The 19,420-nt window shown below is 72.8% G+C and carries 18 protein-coding genes and 1 tRNA gene; 14 read left to right on the forward strand and 5 right to left on the reverse strand.

From position 1 onward, the window contains the following. Window positions 1-334 precede the first annotated feature (334 nt). The 6 genes from ACFYW1_RS16655 to ACFYW1_RS16680 all read left to right on the forward strand — a co-directional run bounded on the left by ACFYW1_RS16655 (window position 335) and on the right by ACFYW1_RS16680 (window position 5,885). Window positions 335-420: transfer RNA gene (locus tag ACFYW1_RS16655), tRNA-Leu, on the forward strand. A 362-nt stretch (window positions 421-782) separates the two neighbouring features. Further along, window positions 783-2,873, forward strand: a complete 2,091-nt coding sequence (locus ACFYW1_RS16660; protein ID WP_388992568.1) for a SpoIIE family protein phosphatase — start codon at window positions 783-785, stop codon at window positions 2,871-2,873. A gap of 283 nt (window positions 2,874-3,156) precedes the next feature. Next, window positions 3,157-3,528 carry an ATP-binding protein gene (locus ACFYW1_RS16665; protein WP_388992757.1) on the forward strand — a complete coding sequence of 124 codons (372 nt, stop codon included), beginning with the start codon at window positions 3,157-3,159 and terminating at the stop codon, window positions 3,526-3,528. A 265-nt stretch (window positions 3,529-3,793) separates the two neighbouring features. Continuing rightward, window positions 3,794-4,135 carry an ArsR/SmtB family transcription factor gene (locus ACFYW1_RS16670; protein ID WP_388992760.1) on the forward strand — a complete coding sequence of 114 codons (342 nt, stop codon included), beginning with the start codon at window positions 3,794-3,796 and terminating at the stop codon, window positions 4,133-4,135. 345 nt (window positions 4,136-4,480) lie between these two features. Beyond that, on the forward strand, window positions 4,481-5,368 hold the full coding sequence (locus ACFYW1_RS16675; RefSeq protein WP_388992571.1) for a Bax inhibitor-1/YccA family protein: 888 nt from the start codon (window positions 4,481-4,483) through the stop codon (window positions 5,366-5,368). Window positions 5,369-5,567: 199 nt separating this feature from the next. Beyond that, window positions 5,568-5,885: a hypothetical protein gene (locus ACFYW1_RS16680; RefSeq protein ID WP_388992574.1), complete on the forward strand. Its 318-nt coding sequence runs from the start codon at window positions 5,568-5,570 to the stop codon at window positions 5,883-5,885. 99 nt (window positions 5,886-5,984) lie between these two features. On the opposite strand, the gene ACFYW1_RS16685 is transcribed toward ACFYW1_RS16680, so the two are convergent. The 3 genes from ACFYW1_RS16685 to ACFYW1_RS16695 all read right to left on the reverse strand — a co-directional run bounded on the left by ACFYW1_RS16685 (window position 5,985) and on the right by ACFYW1_RS16695 (window position 9,708). Then, on the reverse strand, window positions 5,985-6,818 hold the full coding sequence (locus tag ACFYW1_RS16685) for a hypothetical protein (protein ID WP_388992763.1): 834 nt from the start codon (window positions 6,816-6,818) through the stop codon (window positions 5,985-5,987). Between the two features lie 366 nt (window positions 6,819-7,184). Further along, entirely contained in the window at window positions 7,185-8,405 is a 1,221-nt protein-coding gene (locus tag ACFYW1_RS16690) for an acetyl-CoA C-acetyltransferase (protein WP_388992577.1), read from the reverse strand. A gap of 130 nt (window positions 8,406-8,535) precedes the next feature. After that, window positions 8,536-9,708: an SGNH/GDSL hydrolase family protein gene (locus tag ACFYW1_RS16695; RefSeq protein ID WP_388992766.1), complete on the reverse strand. Its 1,173-nt coding sequence runs from the start codon at window positions 9,706-9,708 to the stop codon at window positions 8,536-8,538. A gap of 155 nt (window positions 9,709-9,863) precedes the next feature. On the opposite strand from ACFYW1_RS16695, the gene ACFYW1_RS16700 reads away from it, so the two are divergent. Beyond that, complete coding sequence (locus tag ACFYW1_RS16700; protein WP_388992580.1) at window positions 9,864-11,270, forward strand: cystathionine beta-synthase; 1,407 nt, start codon at window positions 9,864-9,866, stop codon at window positions 11,268-11,270. 324 nt (window positions 11,271-11,594) lie between these two features. Here ACFYW1_RS16700 and ACFYW1_RS16705 read toward each other — a convergent pair whose 3' ends face one another. Continuing rightward, a complete protein-coding gene (locus ACFYW1_RS16705; RefSeq protein WP_388992583.1) occupies window positions 11,595-12,425 on the reverse strand; it encodes a helix-turn-helix transcriptional regulator in 831 nt (276 codons plus the stop codon). A 148-nt stretch (window positions 12,426-12,573) separates the two neighbouring features. Here ACFYW1_RS16705 and ACFYW1_RS16710 point away from each other — a divergent pair, with 148 nt between their 5' ends. Then, window positions 12,574-13,335: an SDR family oxidoreductase gene (locus ACFYW1_RS16710; protein WP_388992586.1), complete on the forward strand. Its 762-nt coding sequence runs from the start codon at window positions 12,574-12,576 to the stop codon at window positions 13,333-13,335. A 10-nt stretch (window positions 13,336-13,345) separates the two neighbouring features. On the opposite strand, the gene ACFYW1_RS16715 is transcribed toward ACFYW1_RS16710, so the two are convergent. Beyond that, window positions 13,346-13,765 carry a hypothetical protein gene (locus ACFYW1_RS16715; RefSeq protein ID WP_388992589.1) on the reverse strand — a complete coding sequence of 140 codons (420 nt, stop codon included), beginning with the start codon at window positions 13,763-13,765 and terminating at the stop codon, window positions 13,346-13,348. Window positions 13,766-13,979: 214 nt separating this feature from the next. Here ACFYW1_RS16715 and ACFYW1_RS16720 point away from each other — a divergent pair, with 214 nt between their 5' ends. From ACFYW1_RS16720 to hutU, 6 genes are all read left to right on the forward strand, one after another. Continuing rightward, window positions 13,980-14,498: a SigE family RNA polymerase sigma factor gene (locus tag ACFYW1_RS16720; protein ID WP_385604884.1), complete on the forward strand. Its 519-nt coding sequence runs from the start codon at window positions 13,980-13,982 to the stop codon at window positions 14,496-14,498. After that, window positions 14,491-15,213, forward strand: coding sequence for a hypothetical protein (locus ACFYW1_RS16725; protein ID WP_388992594.1), 723 nt, complete (start codon window positions 14,491-14,493; stop codon window positions 15,211-15,213). The genes ACFYW1_RS16720 and ACFYW1_RS16725 overlap by 8 nt, the downstream gene beginning before the upstream one ends. Window positions 15,214-15,359: 146 nt before the next feature. Then, window positions 15,360-16,205, forward strand: coding sequence for a MurR/RpiR family transcriptional regulator (locus ACFYW1_RS16730; protein WP_388992769.1), 846 nt, complete (start codon window positions 15,360-15,362; stop codon window positions 16,203-16,205). Window positions 16,206-16,279: 74 nt separating this feature from the next. Then, entirely contained in the window at window positions 16,280-16,891 is a 612-nt protein-coding gene (locus ACFYW1_RS16735) for a hypothetical protein (protein WP_388992597.1), read from the forward strand. A gap of 175 nt (window positions 16,892-17,066) precedes the next feature. Beyond that, window positions 17,067-17,633, forward strand: coding sequence for a hypothetical protein (locus tag ACFYW1_RS16740; protein ID WP_388992600.1), 567 nt, complete (start codon window positions 17,067-17,069; stop codon window positions 17,631-17,633). A 123-nt stretch (window positions 17,634-17,756) separates the two neighbouring features. Further along, window positions 17,757-19,418: a urocanate hydratase gene (hutU, locus tag ACFYW1_RS16745; RefSeq protein WP_388992603.1), complete on the forward strand. Its 1,662-nt coding sequence runs from the start codon at window positions 17,757-17,759 to the stop codon at window positions 19,416-19,418. Window positions 19,419-19,420: the final 2 nt, after the last annotated feature.

Raw genomic sequence — 19,420 nt, forward strand, 5'->3', positions numbered from 1 at the left:
CCCGAGGCCACCCCTCCCGGGGACCACGGGGCCCGGCCCCGAGGACCATGGAGCCGCTTCTCCGCCCGGGGTTCCAGCCGGTGTTTTCCCCGGTCCCGCGGCCGTCCCGGCGGCGCCCCCGTCGCGCACCCGGCGGATGCGCCGTCCGGGTGCGGCGACTTTACGTCAATCCGGAATCACGCCCGGCGCGCCCGCTACCCCGCCCAGGCATGTGGCGATGTCGTTCGACGAGTGCTGACGCCCCCTCAAACGATCAATAAAATAAGACAACATCGCGCCACTGATCCGCTGTTCGGGGGAAGTCCCCGGCTAGGGTCAGGTGCCAACGCGCCAGGCCCGGATGGTGGAATGCAGACACGGCGAGCTTAAACCTCGCTGCCCCTCGGGGGCGTACCGGTTCGAGTCCGGTTCCGGGCACCACTACGCACACGGCGCAGGCGGACGCACCCGCCCTCCTCGGCCCCTACGGGCGGGCTACGGGAATTCTCCTCGTACGGCGCCTGCCCGGTCGGCGGCACATGAAACCCGTGGCCCATGAAACCTGTGGCCCATGAAACCTGTGGTGCACGAAACCCGCGGCGTGCGGGGCCCGCAGTGTGCGGTGCTCACGGTGCGTGACCTTCCTTGCCGTCCTTGCGCCCTCCGCCGCTTCCGCCGGGCGGTGGCTGAGCTGCCGGGGCGGGGGTGCGGGGGGACGATGGGAGGACGGCTGCGCGGGACGGGCGGGGCGCGGAGCCGCCCCGCTCCGGACGGCCGCCGGTGCGGGCAAGGAGGGCCGTTCGATGGTTGCGTCGGATGCGTGGCGGGCGGAGACCGGTGCGGAGGCGGAGCAGGCCGCCCCGTCGGCTCCGGGCGGCCTGCTGGACGTGCTGAGTGTGGCCGCGGTGGTGCTCGGCGCCGACGGGCGGATCGCGTTGTGGAGCCCGCAGGCCCAGGACCTGTTCGGGTGGAGCGCCGAGGAGGCGCTGGGACGGTACGCGGCCCCGCTGATGGTCGCGGAGGAGTACGTGGACCAAGTTGTGGAGCTGTTCGCGTCCGTCATGGCGGGGAAGGGCACCTGGGCCGGGGTCTTCCCCGTACGGCACAAGGACGGTTCCAGCCGCCGGCTGGAGTTCCGCAACATGCGGCTGCTGGACGAGCACGGCGACGCGTACGCGCTGGGCATCGTCTGCGAGGAGGCCACCCTGCGCGGCGTGGAGCGCGATCTGGCGCTCCACGCCCGGCTGGTGGCGCAGGCGCCCTTCGGACTGGCCGTGCTGGACCCCGAGCTGCGCCTCCTGCTGGTCAACCCGGCACTGGAACGGATCACCGGCCGGCCGGCCGCCGAACACCTGGGCCGGGGCCCCCGCGAACTGCTGCCGTTCCTGGACGGCGACGGGATCGAGTCCACCATGCGCCGGGTGCTGGCCACCGGCGTCTCCGTGCGCGACCGGTTCCTGACCGGCCGTTCCCCCGCCGACCCCGGCCACGAGAGCGCCTGGTCGATGTCGTGCTACCGGCTGGAGGACGCCGGCGGGCGCCTGATCGGCGCCACGATGATCATGGCGGACGTGACCGAGCAGCACCGGGCGTCCATCGAGGCCGCCGAGGCCCGGCGGCGGCTGGCGGTCATCGCCCGCGCCTCCGAGCGGGTCGGCACCGCCCTGGACCTGGAGCTCACCGCCCGCGAACTGGCGGAGGTGGTGGTGGACGAGCTGGCCGACATCGCGGCGGTCGACGTCCTCGACTCGGTCCTGGCCGCCTCCGAACCGGCCACCCCGCTCGACCGGGGCCCGCACGCCTTCCGGGCCCTGGCCGTGGCCGCCGGCCACGAGAGCCCCGCCGTGCTCGCCGCCGACCCGCCCGGGGAGACCGCCCTCTACGCGGCGGAGCGCCTGGTCACCCGCTGCGTGACCACCGGCCGCCCGGTCCTCGTGGCCGAGGTCACCGACCGGGACCTGCACCGCATCGCCCGCGACGAGAAGGCCGTCGAGCGGATGAAGGAGGCGGGCGTGCACACCTACCTGGCCGTACCGCTGATCGCCCGCGGCCAGGTCCTCGGCGTGCTCGACCTCGTACGCACCCGGGACCCGCGGCCGTTCGACGACGAGGACGTCGCGATGACCTGCGAGCTGGCCTCCCGCGCCGCCGTGTGCATCGACAACGCCCGCTGGTACCAGCACGTGCACGGCACCGCCCTGACCCTCCAGCGCCACCTGCTCCCGCACCGGCCCCCGCAGCCGTCCGGCCTGCGGATCGCCTACCGGTACCAGCCGGCGGAGGCGGACAGCGGGATCGGCGGCGACTGGTTCGACGCCATCCCCCTCCCGCAGGGCCGGACGGCCCTCGTCGTCGGCGACGTGATGGGCCACGGGATCAACGCCGCCGCCACGATGGGACAGCTGCGCACCGCGACCCGCGCCCTCGCCGGGCTCGAACTCGCCCCCGCCGAGGTGCTGCACCACCTGGACCGGGTCACCGCCGACCTGCACGAGATGACCGCCACCTGCGTCTACGCCGTCCTCGACCCGCACCGCCGCACGTATCGCGTCGCGCTGGCCGGCCACCCGCCGCCCGTCCTGCTCCGGCCCGGCCGCGCCCCCCGGCTGCTGGACCTGCCCACCGGGGCGCCGCTGGGTGTCGGCGGCGTCCCCTTCCGCACCGCGGCCCTGGACCTGCGGGCCGGGGACAGCCTCGTCCTCTACACCGACGGGCTGGTGGAGACCCGCGACGAGCCCATCGACGCCCGCCTGGGCTCCCTGCTGCGCCTGCTCGCCGAACCCTGCGACTCCCTGGAGGCGACCTGCGACCGGGTGCTGACCGTGCTGCGCCACCCCGGCCGCGACGACGACGTCGCCCTGCTCATCGCGCAGCTCACCCCAGACCGGGGCTGAGCGGCCCGGATCGCGCCGGGCACGGCTCCGGCATGAGCGAATTGCAAAATTATGCAATTAATTACATGCTGTGTTCGGTGTGTCGGCAAGTGCCCGCGGGCGTGCCGGTGTCCAGCGACGCCCCGGAGTCCCGGGGCCGAAGGGGGTCCGTGGTCATGCCGGTTCCGCTCCACCGGGCGAAGCCCGAGTTCTCCCGGCGGATGCCCGGCTCCCGGCAGGTGCACGGCTCGTGACGGAGCGGCTCGAAGCCCTGCCCCTGCGCCATGTGCTGACCCTGCCCGCGATGGGCGCCGCCGTCCGCACGGCGCGCGAGACCACCGAGCAGGTGCTGGTCGAGTGGGGCATCGGCCTGAACCACCCCGGCGTCGGCCCCGCCCTGCTGATCCTCAGCGAGCTGGTCGCCAACAGCGTCCGGCACGCGGCCGTGCTCTCCCCGAACGTGACCGTGCTCTACGCGGCGGGCCCGGACACGTTCGCGTTCGGCGTCCACGACCGCCACCCGTACCGGCCCGCCCTGCACGCACCGGCCGTCGGCGCGACCGGCGGCCTGGCCACGGTCGTCGAACTCACGCTGGCCCTCGGCGGCACGGCCGTCGTGCGCGAGGACGCGGACGGGCTGGGCAAGAGCATCTGGATCACCGTGCCCCTGCGATGAGGAACGGGCGGGCCGCCGCCCGGCAACGCGCCCGGCGTCCGGGAACGCCCGGGGCCCCGGCACCGGTTCCGCCGCACTTCATCCCGTACCTGCCACCAGAACATTACGAATTGTTAATGTCGGCAATTCGCGAGGCCCGCGCATCGGAGCGGGCACGCGAGGATGGCCCCATGGCGAAGAGTTTTGGGTGGACGCGATGCACGGGACACGTACGACCACGACGGACCGGCCGGACGGCCGGTACCGGGTGCGCGAGGCCGCTGCGATGAGTGCTCCGCTGTACCAACTGAAGGCCGAGTTCTTCAAGACGCTCGGTCACCCCGTGCGGATCCGGGTGCTGGAGCTCCTCAGCGAGCGGGAGCACGCGGTGTCCGAGATGCTGTCCGAGATCGGTGTCGAGCCGGCCCACCTCTCGCAGCAGCTGGCCGTGCTGCGGCGGGCGAACCTGGTGGTCACCCGCCGGGAGGGCTCGGGCGTGTACTACTCGCTGGCGAACGCGCAGGTGGCGGAGTTGCTGAGGGTCGCCAGGACCATCCTGTCGGGGGTCCTCGCCGGCCAGGCCGAGCTGCTGGCCGACCTGCGCGCGGCCGACCCGGACCGGAGCTAGGGCCTCTCGTTTGGATCATGCCGGGCTCGCGTGCCCCGGTGCGCACGCTCGCGGCGTTGTCGTCGGTCGCCGACGCTCCGCGTCGCCTCCCTCCTCCGCCTTGCGATCGCACGCACCGGACCCCGCTCACTGATCCGGCCTGATCCAAACGAAAGACCCTGGGGCGGGACCGGCGCCAGGACGGGAACGGTCCGGGGCCCGGATTCCGCCGGGTCCGGGGCCCGCCACGCGCACCACGGCCCGTTCATCGTTTCCGTAAAGATCCTCCCCAAGCACTAGTCTGATTCTTTTGCCTACCCATTACTCTTATGGGAAGGCCACGCAGGGTGGCCATGGAGGAGTGAGATGAGGAGCAGCAACCCGGTCTTCTCGCGACGGGGCTTCAGCCGCGACAACGGATACGCGGGCTTCAACGCGGCGCCGCAGGCCGGGGCCCCCGCAGCGGGCACCAACCCGTACGCGCAGGGCGCCGCCGCGAACCCGTACGCCACCAACCCCTACGCCCAGCCGGACGCCCAGTACGGCGCCCCGCAGGCGCCGACGCGCTCCGGCGCGATGACGATCGACGACGTCGTCACGCGGACCGCGATCACGCTCGGCACCGTGGTGCTCGGCGCCGCGGCCGCCTGGGCCCTGCTGCCGGTCGACGCGGCCAACCTCGGCAAGTCGTACGGCATCGCGATCGGTGCCGCGCTGGTGGCGTTCGTCCTGTCGCTCGTCCAGTCCTTCAAGCGCAAGCCCGTTCCGGCGCTGATCGTCTCGTACGCGGCCTTCGAGGGCGTCTTCCTCGGGGTGATCTCCAGCGCGGTCAGCACGTACATCGGACCGGGCGTCGTGGTGCAGGCGGTGATGGGCACCATGTGTGTCTTCGCCGGTGTGCTCATCGCGTACAAGATGCGCTGGATCCGCGTGACCCGCCGCTTCTACGGCTTCGTCATGGCGGCCGCCATGGGCTTCATGCTCCTGATGGTGGTCAACCTGCTGTTCACCGTCTTCAGCGGCGGTGACGGCCTGGGCTTCCGCAGCGGCGGCCTCGGCATCCTCTTCGGTGTCATCGGCATCATCCTCGGCGCCTGCTTCCTGGCGCTGGACTTCAAGCAGGTCGAGGACGGCATCGCGTTCGGCGCCCCGCGCGAGGAGTCCTGGCTGGCCGCCTTCGGCCTCACCATGACCCTGGTGTGGATCTACCTGGAGATGCTGCGTCTGCTCTCCATCCTGAGCGGCGACGACTGACCGTCGCGGCAACCGTGGTACCCGTACGACGGGAACGGCCCGCAGGCACTGTGCCTGCGGGCCGTTCCCGTTTCCTGTGCTTCTCGTGCTTCTCGCCGTGCTTCCCGGCCGCTCGTGCTGCTCGTGCTGCTCGTGTCGCTCGCGAGGGGAGGCGTCGGCTCGTTGGCGGGCGACCGGCGGGGGCGCGTAGGGTCGCGGGGTGCTCGATACGACCCCGCTGATCACCGCCGTGGACCGCTTCGCCGACCGGCTGCGCGCCGCCCCGCAGAGCCGTCTCCAGCGCGGAGCCGCCGCCGAGGCGCTCGCCGCGGCCAGGGAGCTCGCGCTGCGGGCGCAGAGGATCGAGGCGCCGGACCGGGAGCCCCGGACCATGCCGGACGCGGGGGCCTTCGCGGTCGGCGACCAGCTCGCCGTGGCGGGGCGCGATCTGGCGGTGGCACTGGAAACGGCCTCGTCGACCGAGCTCGACGAGGCCGTGCGATTCGTCATGGAAGCGGCTGAGCGGGCATTCGCCTAGCCGGTGGCCGCTGGTCGGAAACCGGTGACCGTGGAGGGCGGGACCGGGGGCGACCGGGCCGGTGGCCGACGGGAGCCGTTCTGCGCGTGTGCCGCGGTGTCAGAACGAGGCGATGACGCGGTCGGCGAGGATGTAGACGTTCTCCTTGCCGCAGGAGAACGTCAGCGCGTACGCGCCGGAGACACCGGAACCGCCCAGCAGAACCGGGTGCTCGCCCGCCAGGAGGGATTCGGACAGTCGTTCGGCCGTCTCACGGTGTCCCGGGGTCATGCAGAGCGTGGTGCCGTCGGCGAAGACGTAGACGTCGAGCGTGCCGAGCGGGCCGGGGCGCACGTCGGCGAGCTCCGTACGGCTGTCGGCGAGCTCTTCGAGGCGGTTGACGGTGCGCTCGTGATCGGTGACGACGGGGGTCTGCACCGGTACGAAGTCGGGGTGCGAGGGGTGGCGGCGACGGGCCGCGGCCAGCTCGGGGGAGTCCTCGGTGAACTCCGTGGCCCCGGTCAGCTCCGTCATGTCCGAGAGCCCGGTCAGCTCCGCCAGCTCCTCCAGGGCCTCGGTGGCGTCGAGGTCCATCGCGTCCAGCCCCGCGAAGTCCGACTGACGAGGCATGAAGAACGGTCCCTCCTCGCCCGTTCCGACCGGACCGCCCAGCAGAGACGGGGCGTCGGCGGCGTCACGGGCCTCCTGGGAGGCCCAGAAGGCGCGGGCCTCGGCGAGTTCGCGCTCGCGCTCCTCGGCGAGCGCGTCGGCGACGGCCGCGCGTATCTCGGCGACGGGGGTGGCGATGTCACCGCGGTTCTGCGCGGGCACGACGGTGCCGTGGGCGCGGGCTGCGGCCAGCTCCGTACGGAGGGCCGAGACCTGCTTGCGCAGCCCGTGAGCGGCGTGCAGAGCAGCAGCGCCCACCACCGTGGCAGCGGCGGTGGTCAGCAACAGGGCAAGAGGCATGGCGCTCACACATACTCCCGGTTTCAATCGATCCCCCGACTTCCTACCTCAGCTTGTCCCCTACCTGCGCCCTGTGTCAGTGCATTACGTCACGAATTGGACAGGTCTTTGGGCCCGGGGTTTAGCCCCGGGATGGGTGTGACCTGCGAGAATGACTCTCCCCCAGGAGATAGGTCACATCCTGGGGGAGATTCGGTCACGGTCGGGGCTCGGAAACAGCCACTTCGTGGTCCGGAGATCGGCCGAAAGCCATGCCCTCCGGCGACGGCCGGGTGCCGGGCCCACTAAGGCGGGCCCGGCACCCGGTTGACCCGACCCGACTCAGCTCAGCTCAGTTCAGCTCGGCTCAGTTCAGCTCAGCCGCTCGATGACCATGGCCATGCCCTGGCCGCCGCCCACGCACATGGTCTCCAGGCCGAACTGCTTGTCGTGGAACTGGAGGCTGTTGATCAGCGTGCCGGTGATCCGGGCGCCGGTCATGCCGAAGGGGTGGCCGACGGCGATGGCGCCGCCGTTGACGTTGACCTTCTCCAGCGGCAGGCCGAGGTCGCGGTAGGAGGGGATCACCTGGGCGGCGAACGCCTCGTTGATCTCGGCCAGGTCGATGTCGTCGATGGTCAGCCCCGCCCGCTTCAGCGCCTGCTTGCTGGCCTCCACCGGGCCGTACCCCATGATCTCGGGGGAGAGGCCCGAGACGCCGGTCGAGACGATCCGGGCCAGCGGGGTCAGGCCCAGCTCGCGCGCCTTGGTGTCGGACATGATCACGAGCGCGGCGGCACCGTCGTTGAGCGGGCAGCAGTTGCCCGCGGTGACCAGGCCGTCCGGGCGGAACACCGGCTTCAGGCCCTGGACGCCCTCCATGGTGACGCCCGCGCGCGGGCCGTCGTCCTTGGCGACGACCGTGCCGTCCGGGGTGGTGACCGGGGTGATCTCGCGCTCCCAGAAGCCGTTCTTGAGGGCTTCCTCGGCGAGGTTCTGCGAGCGGACGCCGAACTCGTCCATGTCCTGGCGGGTGATGCCCTTGAGCCGGGCGAGGTTCTCCGCGGTCTGCCCCATCGCGATGTACGCGTCCGGGACCAGGCCGTCCTCGCGCGGGTCGTGCCAGTCGGTGCCCTCCTGCTCGGCACGGGCCGCGGTGCGGGCCTCGGCGTCGGCGAACAGCGGGTTGTGCGTGTCCGGCCAGTTGTCGGAGTTGCCCTTCGGGAAGCGGGACACCATCTCGACACCGGCCGAGATGAAGACGTCGCCCTCGCCGGCCTTGATGGCGTGCAGCGCCATCCGGCTGGTCTGGAGGGAGGACGAGCAGTAGCGGGTGATCGTGCAGCCGGGCAGGTGGTCCATGCCCATCTGCACGGCGATGATCCGGCCCAGGTTGTTGCCCTGCTCGCCGCCCGGCAGACCGCAGCCGAGCATCAGGTCGTCGATGTCCTTCGGGTCCAGCTCGGGCACCTTCGCCAGCGCCGTCCGGATGATCGTGGCGGTCAGGTCGTCCGCGCGCAGGTCCTTCAGCGAACCCTTGAAGGCCCGGCCGATGGGGGAACGGGCGGCAGAGACGATCACGGCTTCGGGCATCACGCGGCTCCATGAGGGCTGGAAGGCGGGTTCTGGCAGGTACTGACTTGGAAGTTACCTGTACGTAAGGGCTGGGTCACCGGGCAGCGCATGTGATGCCGACCTCTTTTCTAAGCGACCGCTCAGTCGATCAATTGGCCGGGAGATTGCGCGGTTCTCCATACGGTTCCCCGCCCTTCTCCCCATCCTTCTTCCCGCTCTTCTTCTCGTGCGGTTCGCCGCCGGTCTCCCCGTCCGTTCCCCCGGTCGAGGTGCCGCTGTCCGCGCCACTGCCCGTGTCCTGCGGGGCGTTCTCGGTGCTCTCGGTGGCCTCTTCTTCCTCGTGCGTCTCCGGCTCGGGGTGGGGTTCCGTGCTCGCGGGCAGGCGCCGCCGCCTGCGCTGCTTGAGGAGTGCCCAGGGGGCCCGGGCCCCCGTGACCTCCGTACCGGCCTCCTTGGCCGCCTGGGAGGCCGCCTCGGCCACCGGCAGCATGTCCTCGCGCCGGGCCCCGTCCAGCCGCTCGGACTCCGGCCACAGCCCCAGCGCCGCGCAGAGCGTGGGCAGCACCGCCATCGCCGCCGTGGCGTAGCCCTCCGCCGACGGGTGGTAGTTGTCCGGCCCGAACAGCTCCCGGGGGTTCGCCTCGAACTCCGGCCCGAGCAGGTCGCCCAGCGACACCGTGCGCCCGCCCTGCTCCACCGAGCCGATCGTCTGGGCCGCCGCCAGCTGCCGGCTCACCCGCCGGGCCAGCCAGCGCAGCGGCTGGTAGACCGGCTCGATCGTGCCCAGATCGGGGCAGGTGCCGACCACGACCTCGGCACCCGCGGTGCGCAGCCTGCGCACCGCGGTGGTCAGACAGCGCACCGACTGGGTGGCCGGGATCCGGTGCGTGACGTCGTTCGCGCCGATCATGATCACGCACACGTCGGGGGTGCGGGAGGCGTCGGCGAGCAGCAGCGAGACCTGCCGTTCGAGATCGTCCGACCGGGCCCCCGGCTGGGCGACGTTGCGCAGGTCCACCGGCCGTTCGGAGACCGCCGCGAGCCCCGACGCGAGCAGCGCGCCCGGTGTCTGTCCGGCCCGGCGCACCCCCTGTCCGGCCGCCGTCGAATCCCCCAGCAACCCCAGTCGCAGCGGTTCCGCGGGCCCGGCGAACGCCACCCCGTACCGCCCGTCGGCGCTCGGCGGAACCGGTGCGATACCGCCGCCCACCTGCCGTTTCGCCAGCTGGACCTCCGCCAGCAGGACGCCCACCGCCGCCGCACCGAGCAACCCGATGCTGCCGCCGCCGTAGGCCGCGCCCGCCGCGATCCGCCGTGCCACCCTCGCTCTCGACACAGTCCGGTCCACCTCCTCGTCGCCGTACCGCCGTACATACAGCTAACTGCCCCGCGGTGACCGCCGCTCAATCGCTTCGCCCAATCCCGCCCCCGTACGCATACCCTTGCCGGACCATTACGGAGACCCCGGAGTAGACGGTGCAATTCCACGATTCGATGATCAGTCTCGTAGGCAATACCCCGCTGGTGAGGCTGCGCAATGTCACGGCCGGCATCCAGGCGACGGTCCTGGCCAAGGTCGAGTACTTCAACCCCGGCGGTTCGGTCAAGGACCGGATCGCCCTGCGCATGATCGAGGCGGCCGAGCAGAGCGGCGAGCTGAAGCCGGGCGGCACGATCGTCGAGCCGACCAGCGGCAACACGGGCGTCGGTCTGGCGATCGTCGCCCAGCAGAAGGGGTACAAGTGCATCTTCGTCTGCCCGGACAAGGTGTCCACGGACAAGATCAATGTGCTGCGCGCCTACGGGGCCGAGGTCGTCGTCTGCCCGACGGCCGTTGACCCCGAGCACCCCGACTCCTACTACAACGTCTCCGACCGGCTGGTCCGGGAGACGCCGGGAGCCTGGAAGCCGGACCAGTACTCGAACCCCAACAACCCGCGCTCGCACTACGAGACCACCGGCCCCGAGCTGTGGGAGCAGACGGACGGGAAGATCACCCACTTCGTCGCGGGCGTCGGCACGGGCGGCACGATCAGCGGCACCGGCCGCTACCTCAAGGAGGTCAGCGACGGTGCGGTGAAGGTGATCGGCGCGGACCCGGAGGGCTCGGTCTACTCCGGCGGCTCCGGGCGCCCGTACCTCGTCGAGGGCGTCGGCGAGGACTTCTGGCCGAGCGCCTACGACCGCACGGTCACGGACGAGATCGTCGCCGTGTCCGACAAGGACTCCTTCCAGATGACCCGCCGCCTGGCCAAGGAGGAGGGCCTGCTCGTCGGCGGCTCCTGCGGGATGGCCGTGGTCGGTGCGCTGGAGGTCGCCAAGCGGCTGGGCCCGGACGACGTGGTCGTCGTCCTGCTGCCGGACAGCGGACGCGGGTACCTGAGCAAGATCTTCAACGACGAGTGGATGGCGGACTACGGGTTCCTGGAGGACGCCGGTCCGTCGGCCCGGGTCGGGGACGTGCTCGCCCACAAGGAGGGCCCGATCCCGACGCTCGTCCACATGCACCCCGAGGAGACCGTCGGCGAGGCGATCGAGGTCCTGCGCGAGTACGGCGTCTCGCAGATGCCGATCGTGAAGCCGGGGGCCGGCCACCCGGACGTGATGGCCGCCGAGGTCGTCGGTTCCGTGGTGGAGCGGGAGCTGCTCAACGCGCTGTTCGCGCAGAGCGCCTCGCTCTCCGACCCGCTGGAGAAGCACATGTCGCCGCCGCTGCCGCAGGTCGGCTCCGGCGAACCGGTCGAGGACCTGATGGCGGCGCTCGGCGGCACGAACGCGGCGGACGCGGCGATCGTGCTGGTGGAGGGCAAGCCGAAGGGCGTCGTCAGCCGCCAGGACCTGCTGGCGTTCCTCGCCAAGAACGGACCGACCGGCAAGGCGTGACACGGGCCGGGCCTCGCGGGGCAGCGGGGCCGGGCTTCGCGAGAACGGTACGCGCGCGACATGTACGCGCAGCACCGGCTTAACACGCGTACGGCAGATTGAGGGGTGTCGGCGGGGGAGACCCGTCGGCACCCGATACGGCGACACCGGACTACGGAGCGGCTCCCGGACCTCCACCGTCGCCAGGACGCGTCGACCGGTACCGACCCGGGCCGCGTCCCTCGCGGGGACCGCCGTCGTCCCGCCCCCTGGGAGACCGGGGGTGCGGCGGTCCCCGCGACACACGGGTGCGCGGGGCGGCACGACCGTCCTCCCCGGCCCTCCTCAGCCGGTCCGCGCGGTCGTCCCGTCCGCCAGCAGGGCGATGCGCCGCGCCGTCTCGCTGCCGGGCTCCGGGGTGTAGACCACCAGGGACTGGTCGGGGTCGCCGGCCGCGCCGAGCGTCTCGTACGGGAGAACGAGCTCGCCCGCCACCGGGTGGTCGAGGCGCTTGACGCCGCAGGTCTTCGCCTTCACCCGGTGATCCGCCCACAGCCGGCGGAAATCCTCGCTCCTCAGGGACAGCTCACCCACCAGCGCGGCCAGTTTCCTGTCACCGGGACGCAGCCCTGCGTCCAGCCGCAGGTGCGCCACCGTCTCCGCCGCCACCGCCGCCCAGTCCGGGTACAGCTTCCGCGCCGCCGGTTCCAGGAACACCTGGCGCGGCATGTTGCGCTCGGCGGCGGACATCCGGGAGAAACCGACGAGGGCGTCCCCCAGCGCGTTCCAGGCCAGTACGTCCATCCGGCGGCCCAGCACGAACGCCGGGGCGGCCACGAGCGAGTCCAGCACCAGGCGCAGCCCGGGACGGACCCGCTGGGAGGCGGCCGGAGCGGAGGTGCGCGGCCTGGGGCGCGCCACGGTGCGCAGGTACGCGTGCTCCGTCTCGTCCAGCCCCAGTACCCGGGCTATCGAGTCGAGCACCGCGTCCGAGACGCTCGGGCCGCGTCCCTGCTCCAGCCGGACGTAGTAGTCGACGCTCACCCCCGCCAGCTGCGCCACCTCCTCGCGCCGGAGGCCGGGCACGCGCCGCCGCCCGTACGCCCGCAGCCCCACGTCCTCGGGCTGGATGAGGGCCCGGCGCGAGCGGAGGAAATCACCGAGGTCAGCGTCCATGGCTCCGATCGTAGGAGAAGCCCTCGTACCGAACCTGGTACTGGCAGACCCAGGAACAGCCTCACCCTGGGTGGCCGGGAGGCCGCCGCGCAGAGTGGGACCGGGCCCGGGGAGACGCTCCGGGCCCGGAGCGCACAAGGAGCACGACATGTCGTACGAGAGCCTCGCCGGCCGCACCGCCGTCGTCACCGGAGCCGCCAGCGGAATGGGCAGTGCGACCGCCCGGCTGCTCGCCGCACAGGGAGTCCGGGTCGCCCTGCTGGCCCGGCGCGCGGAGCGGCTGACGGAGCTGGCCGCCACGATCGCGGCGGCGGGCGGCAGGGCGCTCGCCGTCCCCACCGACGTCACCGACCAGGCGTCCGTCGACGCCGCGGCCGAGCTGGTGCACGACACGTTCGGCCGGGTGGACCTGGTGGTCAACGCGGCCGGGGTGATGCTGCCCAACCCGGTGGACGCCGGCCGGGCGGACGAGTGGCAGCGGATGATCGACACCAACGTGACCGGCGCCCTGCGGATCATCCGGGCCTTCACGGCCGACCTGGTGGCGGCCGCGGCCGAGGGCCGCACCGCGGACCTGGTGAACATCTCGTCCATCGGCGCGCACGTCACGTTCCCCGACTACGCGGTGTACGGGGCGACGAAGGCCGCGCTGACCCACCTGTCCACGTCGCTGCGCACCGAGTTCGGCCCCCGCGACGTGCGCGTCACCAACATCGAGCCGGGCCTCACCGACACGGAACTGGCCGACCACATCGACAACGCCGAGCTGAGCGGACAGCTCGACGGCATGTTCGAGGCCCTCGGGGCGTTGTCCGGGGACGAGATCGCCGACCTGATCGCCTACGCCACCAGCCGGGCGCGCCACATCAACCTGCGCCAGCTGATCGTGCAGCCCACCCGCCAGGCGTAGGGGCGCCCGCTCAGTCCTCCCAGTCGGAGGCCGGGCGCCCGGAGCGCCGGTGGAGGAACGGCCGGCCGCGGGCGGCGTGCACCACGTTGACCGCGACGATCCCGAGCCAGGCGACGACCAGGCCACCGGTGTGGGCCGTCTGCGCGCCGATCGCCGACAGCGGCACGGCCAGGACCAACGAGATGATCGCGAAGCCGTAGCGCTCCGCGAAGTCGCCCAGCGGATGCGAGGGGCGCGCGCCCCTGGCGAGGCTCACCCGCTGTTCGGCCAGGTGGCGCCGGACACGGAGGTCGAGCGTGGAGTCGAGCCGGTGCTCGACCTTCTCCAGGAAGGATTCGACGAGCGCGGAGTCGTACTCCGGGCCCAGCTCGCTACGGGCACGCAGGGCGGCGTCGAGCTCGTTCCTGAGCTCGGAGTCTCCGGCTTTCATGCCCCTCAGACTAGGAACCGCCGGCCCCGCGCGCAGTGGGGCTGTCCCCCCTCTTCCCCGGGGGGAACGCCTCACGGAGGGAGCCGGCGGGAGTCCCGGAAAGTCGTCCGTAACATTCGCCGCCGCCGGTGCGTGTACCTGGTGAGAACAGCGTCCGGGCGATGAACCGTCCCCGGGCTACGACAGTTTCCCGGGGACGGGCGGACGGAGGACGATGCTGACGGGGGCCGAGGATTTCGACGCGTTCTACACGGCCACGGCCAAGCGGCTGGTCGCCACCGTCTACGCGACGACCGGCGATCTGGCGGAGGCGGAGGACGCGGTGCAGGAGGCGTACGTACGGGCGTGGCAGCGCTGGGACCGCCTGGTGCGCGAGGGCGATCCGCTCCCCTGGGTGCGGACGGTGGCGGTGCGGCTGGCGATCAGCACCTGGCGCAGGACGCGCAACCGGGTGCGCGCGCACTTCCGGCACGGGCCGCCCGCGGACGTGCCGGGCCTCTCGGCGGACCGGGTGGCGCTGCTGGACGCCCTCGGCGAACTGACCGCCGAGCAACGCCGGGCCGTGGTCCTGCACCACCTGCTGGACCTCCCGGTGGAAGACGTGGCGCGTGAGACGGGTGTGTCGAACGGTGCGGTACGGACCCGGCTCCACCGGGCCCGCAAGGTGCTCGGCGAGCGGCTGGCCGACCCCCTTGCCACCGCCGGACGGGTGGGGAGTGCGGACCATGGCTGAGGTCGAGGAACTGCTGGACGGGGTCGCGGTGCGGCTGCCCGCCGCCGAGGAGATCCGGCGGCGGGGGCAGCGGCGCCGGACGCGCCGCAGGACGGGCGCGGCGGCACTGTGCGCGGTCGCGCTGGCGGCCGCCGGGGCGTGGGCCCTGCTGCCGGGCGGCACGGGCCGGCCGGACGACCGGGGCATCGTGGCCACCACGCCGGACAACCCGTTCCGCGAGGACGGTGCGGTCCGGACGCTGCCCGCGAAGGAGGTGCCGCTGTACGACACGTGGCACTGGAAGAAGAACGAGGGGCGGCACGTCGACTCCGACGCCCGCGGCGACCTCCTGAACCGGGCGGGACTCGGCACGTTCTGCCCGGCCGCCTCCACCGGGCCGAACCCGGGGGCGAACACGGTCGACCGGATCGGCTACACCGCGGAGTACCGGGGCGTGGGCAAGGCCGTGGCCCGGCAGTGCCTCGTCGAGTACGACGACGAGACCACGGCCCGGGACGAGTTGAGGACGGTGCTCGCCGGACTGGACGCGGACGGTCTGAGCCGTACGCCGGGTGCGGCGCAGGACGGAGGGGGAGGCGCACCGGAAGGCGTGGCGGGCCCGGAGGAGGTCACCGCCTGGTCCGGGAAGGTGCCGGGCGGGCATACGCTCCGGGTCTTCACACAGCGCTGGAAGTCCTGGGTCTCGGTGGTCGAGGTCCTGGACGGCGAGTCCTGAGCGCCGGGTCCCGGAACCCGGGGCCGGGAACGGTCCCGGACCCGGGTTCCGGTGACCCGGCTGCATATGGACATGCAGATGCCATGCTGGCTGAATGGATCTGTCGGCGCCGGATCATGGTGCGCCGGATCGACCGAGGGGACAGCATGAGCGGGAGCGGCCCGGCCGCGCGGTTGCAGCAGCTCTTCGAGGGGCGCCGGCTCACACCCACCCAGCGCCGGATCGCGCACTCGATGGTGCGCAGGGCCGGGGACGTGCCGTTCCTGTCGAGCGTGGAGCTGGCCGAACTCGCCGGGGTGAGCCAGCCGTCCGTCACCCGGTTCGCCGTGGCGCTCGGTTTCGACGGCTATCCGGCGCTCCGCAAGCACCTGCGGGAGGTCGCCCCCGCCGAATCCGCGCCGGGGGACGGGGACGACGCGTACAACGAGTACCAGCAGGCGGTGCTCGGCGAGATCGAGAACCTGCGGCACCTGGCCGAACTGCTCGCCGACCCGGGGCCCGTCGAGCGCGCGGGCAGGCTGCTGGCCGCCTCGCGCCCGCTGCCGGTGCTCGGGCTGCGGGCCGCCTCCTCCCAGGCGCGCGGCTTCGGGTACTTCGCGGCCAAGGTCCACCCCGACGTCCGGGTGCTCGACGAGGGCGGCAGCATGCTGGCCGACCGGATCGACGCCGCCCGGCGCGCGGGCGCCACCGCGCTGATCTGCTTCGCGCTGCCCCGGTACCCGAAGGAGGTCGTGGACGCCCTCGCGTACGCGCGGGAACAGGGGCTGACCGTCGTGTCCGTCGCGGACTCCGCCTTCGCGCCCGTCGCCGGGCACAGCGACCTGCTGATTCCGGCCGCCGTCGGCACCGGGCTCGCCTTCGACACCGCGTGCGCGCCCATGCTGCTGGGCCGGGTGCTGCTGGAGGCGATGTGCGACGCCCTGCCCGACGCGCAGGCGCGGCTGGAGGAGTTCGACGCGCGGGCGGCGGCGCGGGGGCTGTTCGTGGAGTGAGGCCGCCGCCGGACGGGTGCGCACCGGGGACGAGCCGGGTGCCGGGCATGGACCGGCTTGCGCACAATGGGGCGGTGTTGGAACTGCTGCCGGGGATCGGTGTGGAGCTGCCGGGCGGGGCCGGGACGCTCCGGTTCGGAACGGGGCCCGAGGAGGCCCTGGACCGGCTGGAGGCGGCCGCGCCCCGGACGTACCGGGGGTTGCAGTGCGGCTCGTTGACGCTCGCGGACTACTCCGAACCGCGCCACGCCCATGACGCCTGGTCCTTCGGCTACCTCCACCAGCCGCAGTGGAACGTCGTCGCCGAGTTCGACGGAGTTCGGCTGATCCTGGACGGCGGGGGACCGGACGCGGCGGACCGGCTCGCGCGGATCAGGATCACGGGGAGGCGGCCGGGGTCCGGCGCGCGGGGCCCGGGGGTGGTGTGGGACGGCGTCGACCTGTTCGGGCACCCCGCCGAGGAGGTGCTCGACGTGCTCCCGGAGCCGGTCCGGCCACCGGAGGCCCGGGGGTGGGTGGCCGTGCCGCGGCTCTCGCTCCGTCTGGACGGGCAGAACGTCCCGGCCGGTGAGCCGTGGCGGGAACTGGTCCTGGCGGGGGACGGCCACGGGGGCTGGGAGCGCTGCTGCCGGGGACGGTTCGGCTGTGTCGCGGGCGGAAACGGCATGGTCGGGATCATGCTCTGACGACCCCGTACCGGGTCCTGTCGTTCCGTACCGGCCCCGTGCTCCCTACGGGCCCGGCTCGTTCCGCGTCGGTCGCCCCGTCGTTTCTCAGGAACCGCTCATCTGCGGCCACTACCCTCCGGCCCCGACAGGACCGGCCGGAGGCCGGGGACGCCGTGGGAAGAGAGGTACGGACGTGGGGCGCGGAGCGCAGTCGTTGGCGAGGGTGGCCGTGATCGTACGGGCCGGGGCCGCGCCGCTGTGGTGGCCGGGGCTGCTGGCGGCGGCGATCGGTGCGCTGGTGCCGGGGCTCACCGGGCGCCGGATCGGGCTGCTGGCCGGGGCGGCCCTGTTCCTGGTCACCGCCGCCGCGGTGGCCCTGGTGCGCGGGCGGCGGTACGCGGCGCTGGCGGCGGATGCCACCCGCGCCGGGCGGTCCGACTTCCTCCAGGACCGGGCCGTGACCGTGCGCAACTGGCGGCGCGGGCACCGGTGGTGGCTGCTCGGGGCGTTCCTGGCCGCCGTCGCCAGTGCGTTCCTGCTGCCCGGCGCCGGCGGGCTGGTGCTGGCCGGGGCCGGGGCCGGACTGTGGATCAAGGCCGCCCGGATCGGCCGGGCCGAGCACCGGGGCGACGTCCTGTACTGGGTGCGGACCGACTGGACGGAGCGCGGGCGGCCCGCGGGCAAGCGGGTCGAGGGGTACCGGACCACCGGACCGATGGCGGGGGACGCCGCGTTCGGCGGGGCGCCGCGCCGGGGCTGAGCCCCCGCGCGGCCCGACCCGATCGGCCCCGCGTCCGGGCACACCGGCGCGGGGCTGTTGACTACGAGTATTCAGACCTTCAGGATGTGAATAGAAGACTTACAGTCGCGAGGAGGCGCCGCCATGTCAGGACCCCGCCCCGTACGGGCACCGCGCGGTACGGAACTGAGTGCCCTGGGATGGCAGCAGGAAGCCGCCCTGCGCATGCTGCAGAACAACCTCGACCCCGAGGTCGCCGAGCACCCCGACAAGCTCGTCGTCTACGGCGGCACCGGCAAGGCGGCCCGCGACTGGCGCTCCTTCGACGCGATGGTGCGCACGCTCAGGACCCTCAAGCAGGACGAGACCATGCTGGTCCAGTCCGGCCGCCCGGTCGGCGTCATGCAGACGCACGAGTGGGCGCCGCGGGTGCTGATCGCCAACTCCAACCTGGTGGGCGACTGGGCGAACTGGGAGGAGTTCCGCCGCCTGGAGCAGCTCGGACTCACCATGTACGGCCAGATGACCGCCGGTTCGTGGATCTACATCGGCACCCAGGGCATCCTCCAGGGCACCTACGAGACCTTCGCCGCCGTCGCCGCGAAGAAGTTCGGCGGGACGCTGGCCGGCACCATCACCCTGACCGCCGGACTCGGCGGCATGGGCGGCGCCCAGCCGCTCGCCGTGACCATGAACGACGGCGTCGCGATCTGCGTCGACTGCGACCCGCGCGCCATCGAGCGCCGCATCGAGCACCGCTACCTGGACGTGCGCGCCGACTCCCTGGAGCACGCCCTCCAGCTGGCCACCGAGGCCCGGGACGCCCGCCGCCCGCTCTCCATCGGGCTGCTGGGCAACGCGGCGGAGCTGCTGCCCCGGATGCTCGCCGAGGGGGCGCCGATCGACATCGTCACCGACCAGACCAGCGCGCACGACCCGCTCTCGTACCTCCCGCTCGGCGTCGACTTCGACGACATGGCCTCGTACGCCGCCGAGAAGCCCGCCGACTTCACGCAGCGCGCCCGGGAGTCGATGGCCAGGCACGTCGAGGCGATGGTCGGCTTCATGGACGCCGGGGCCGAGGTCTTCGACTACGGCAACTCGATCCGCGGCGAGGCGCAGCTGGCGGGCTACGACCGGGCCTTCGACTTCCCCGGCTTCGTGCCCGCCTACATCCGGCCGCTGTTCTGCGAGGGCAAGGGCCCGTTCCGCTGGGCCGCGCTGTCCGGCGAGGCGTCCGACATCCACAAGACGGACAAGGCGATCCTCGACCTCTTCCCGGAGAACGAGTCGCTGCACCGCTGGATCAGGATGGCCGGCGAACGCGTCCACTTCCAGGGCCTGCCCGCCCGGATCTGCTGGCTCGGCTACGGCGAGCGCGACCGGGCCGGCGAGCGCTTCAACGACATGGTGGCGAGCGGCGAACTGGCCGCCCCGCTGGCCATCGGCCGCGACCACCTGGACTGCGGCTCCGTGGCCTCCCCGTACCGGGAGACCGAGTCCATGCTCGACGGGTCCGACGCGATCGCCGACTGGCCGCTGCTGAACGCCATGGTCAACGTGGCGTCCGGGGCCTCCTGGGTCTCCCTCCACCACGGCGGCGGCGTCGGCATGGGACGGTCCATCCACGCCGGACAGGTGACGGTCGCCGACGGCACGCGGCTCGCGGGCGAGAAGATCCGCCGGGTGCTCACCAACGACCCGGGCATGGGCGTCATCCGGCACGTCGACGCCGGGTACGACATCGCGGAGTCGGTCGCCGCCGACAAGGGCGTACGGGTGCCGATGAAGGAGGACGGCCAGTGAGC

Origin of the sequence: Streptomyces sp. NPDC002669, from assembly GCF_042889165.1 — a bacterium.
GTDB lineage: Bacteria > Actinomycetota > Actinomycetes > Streptomycetales > Streptomycetaceae > Streptomyces.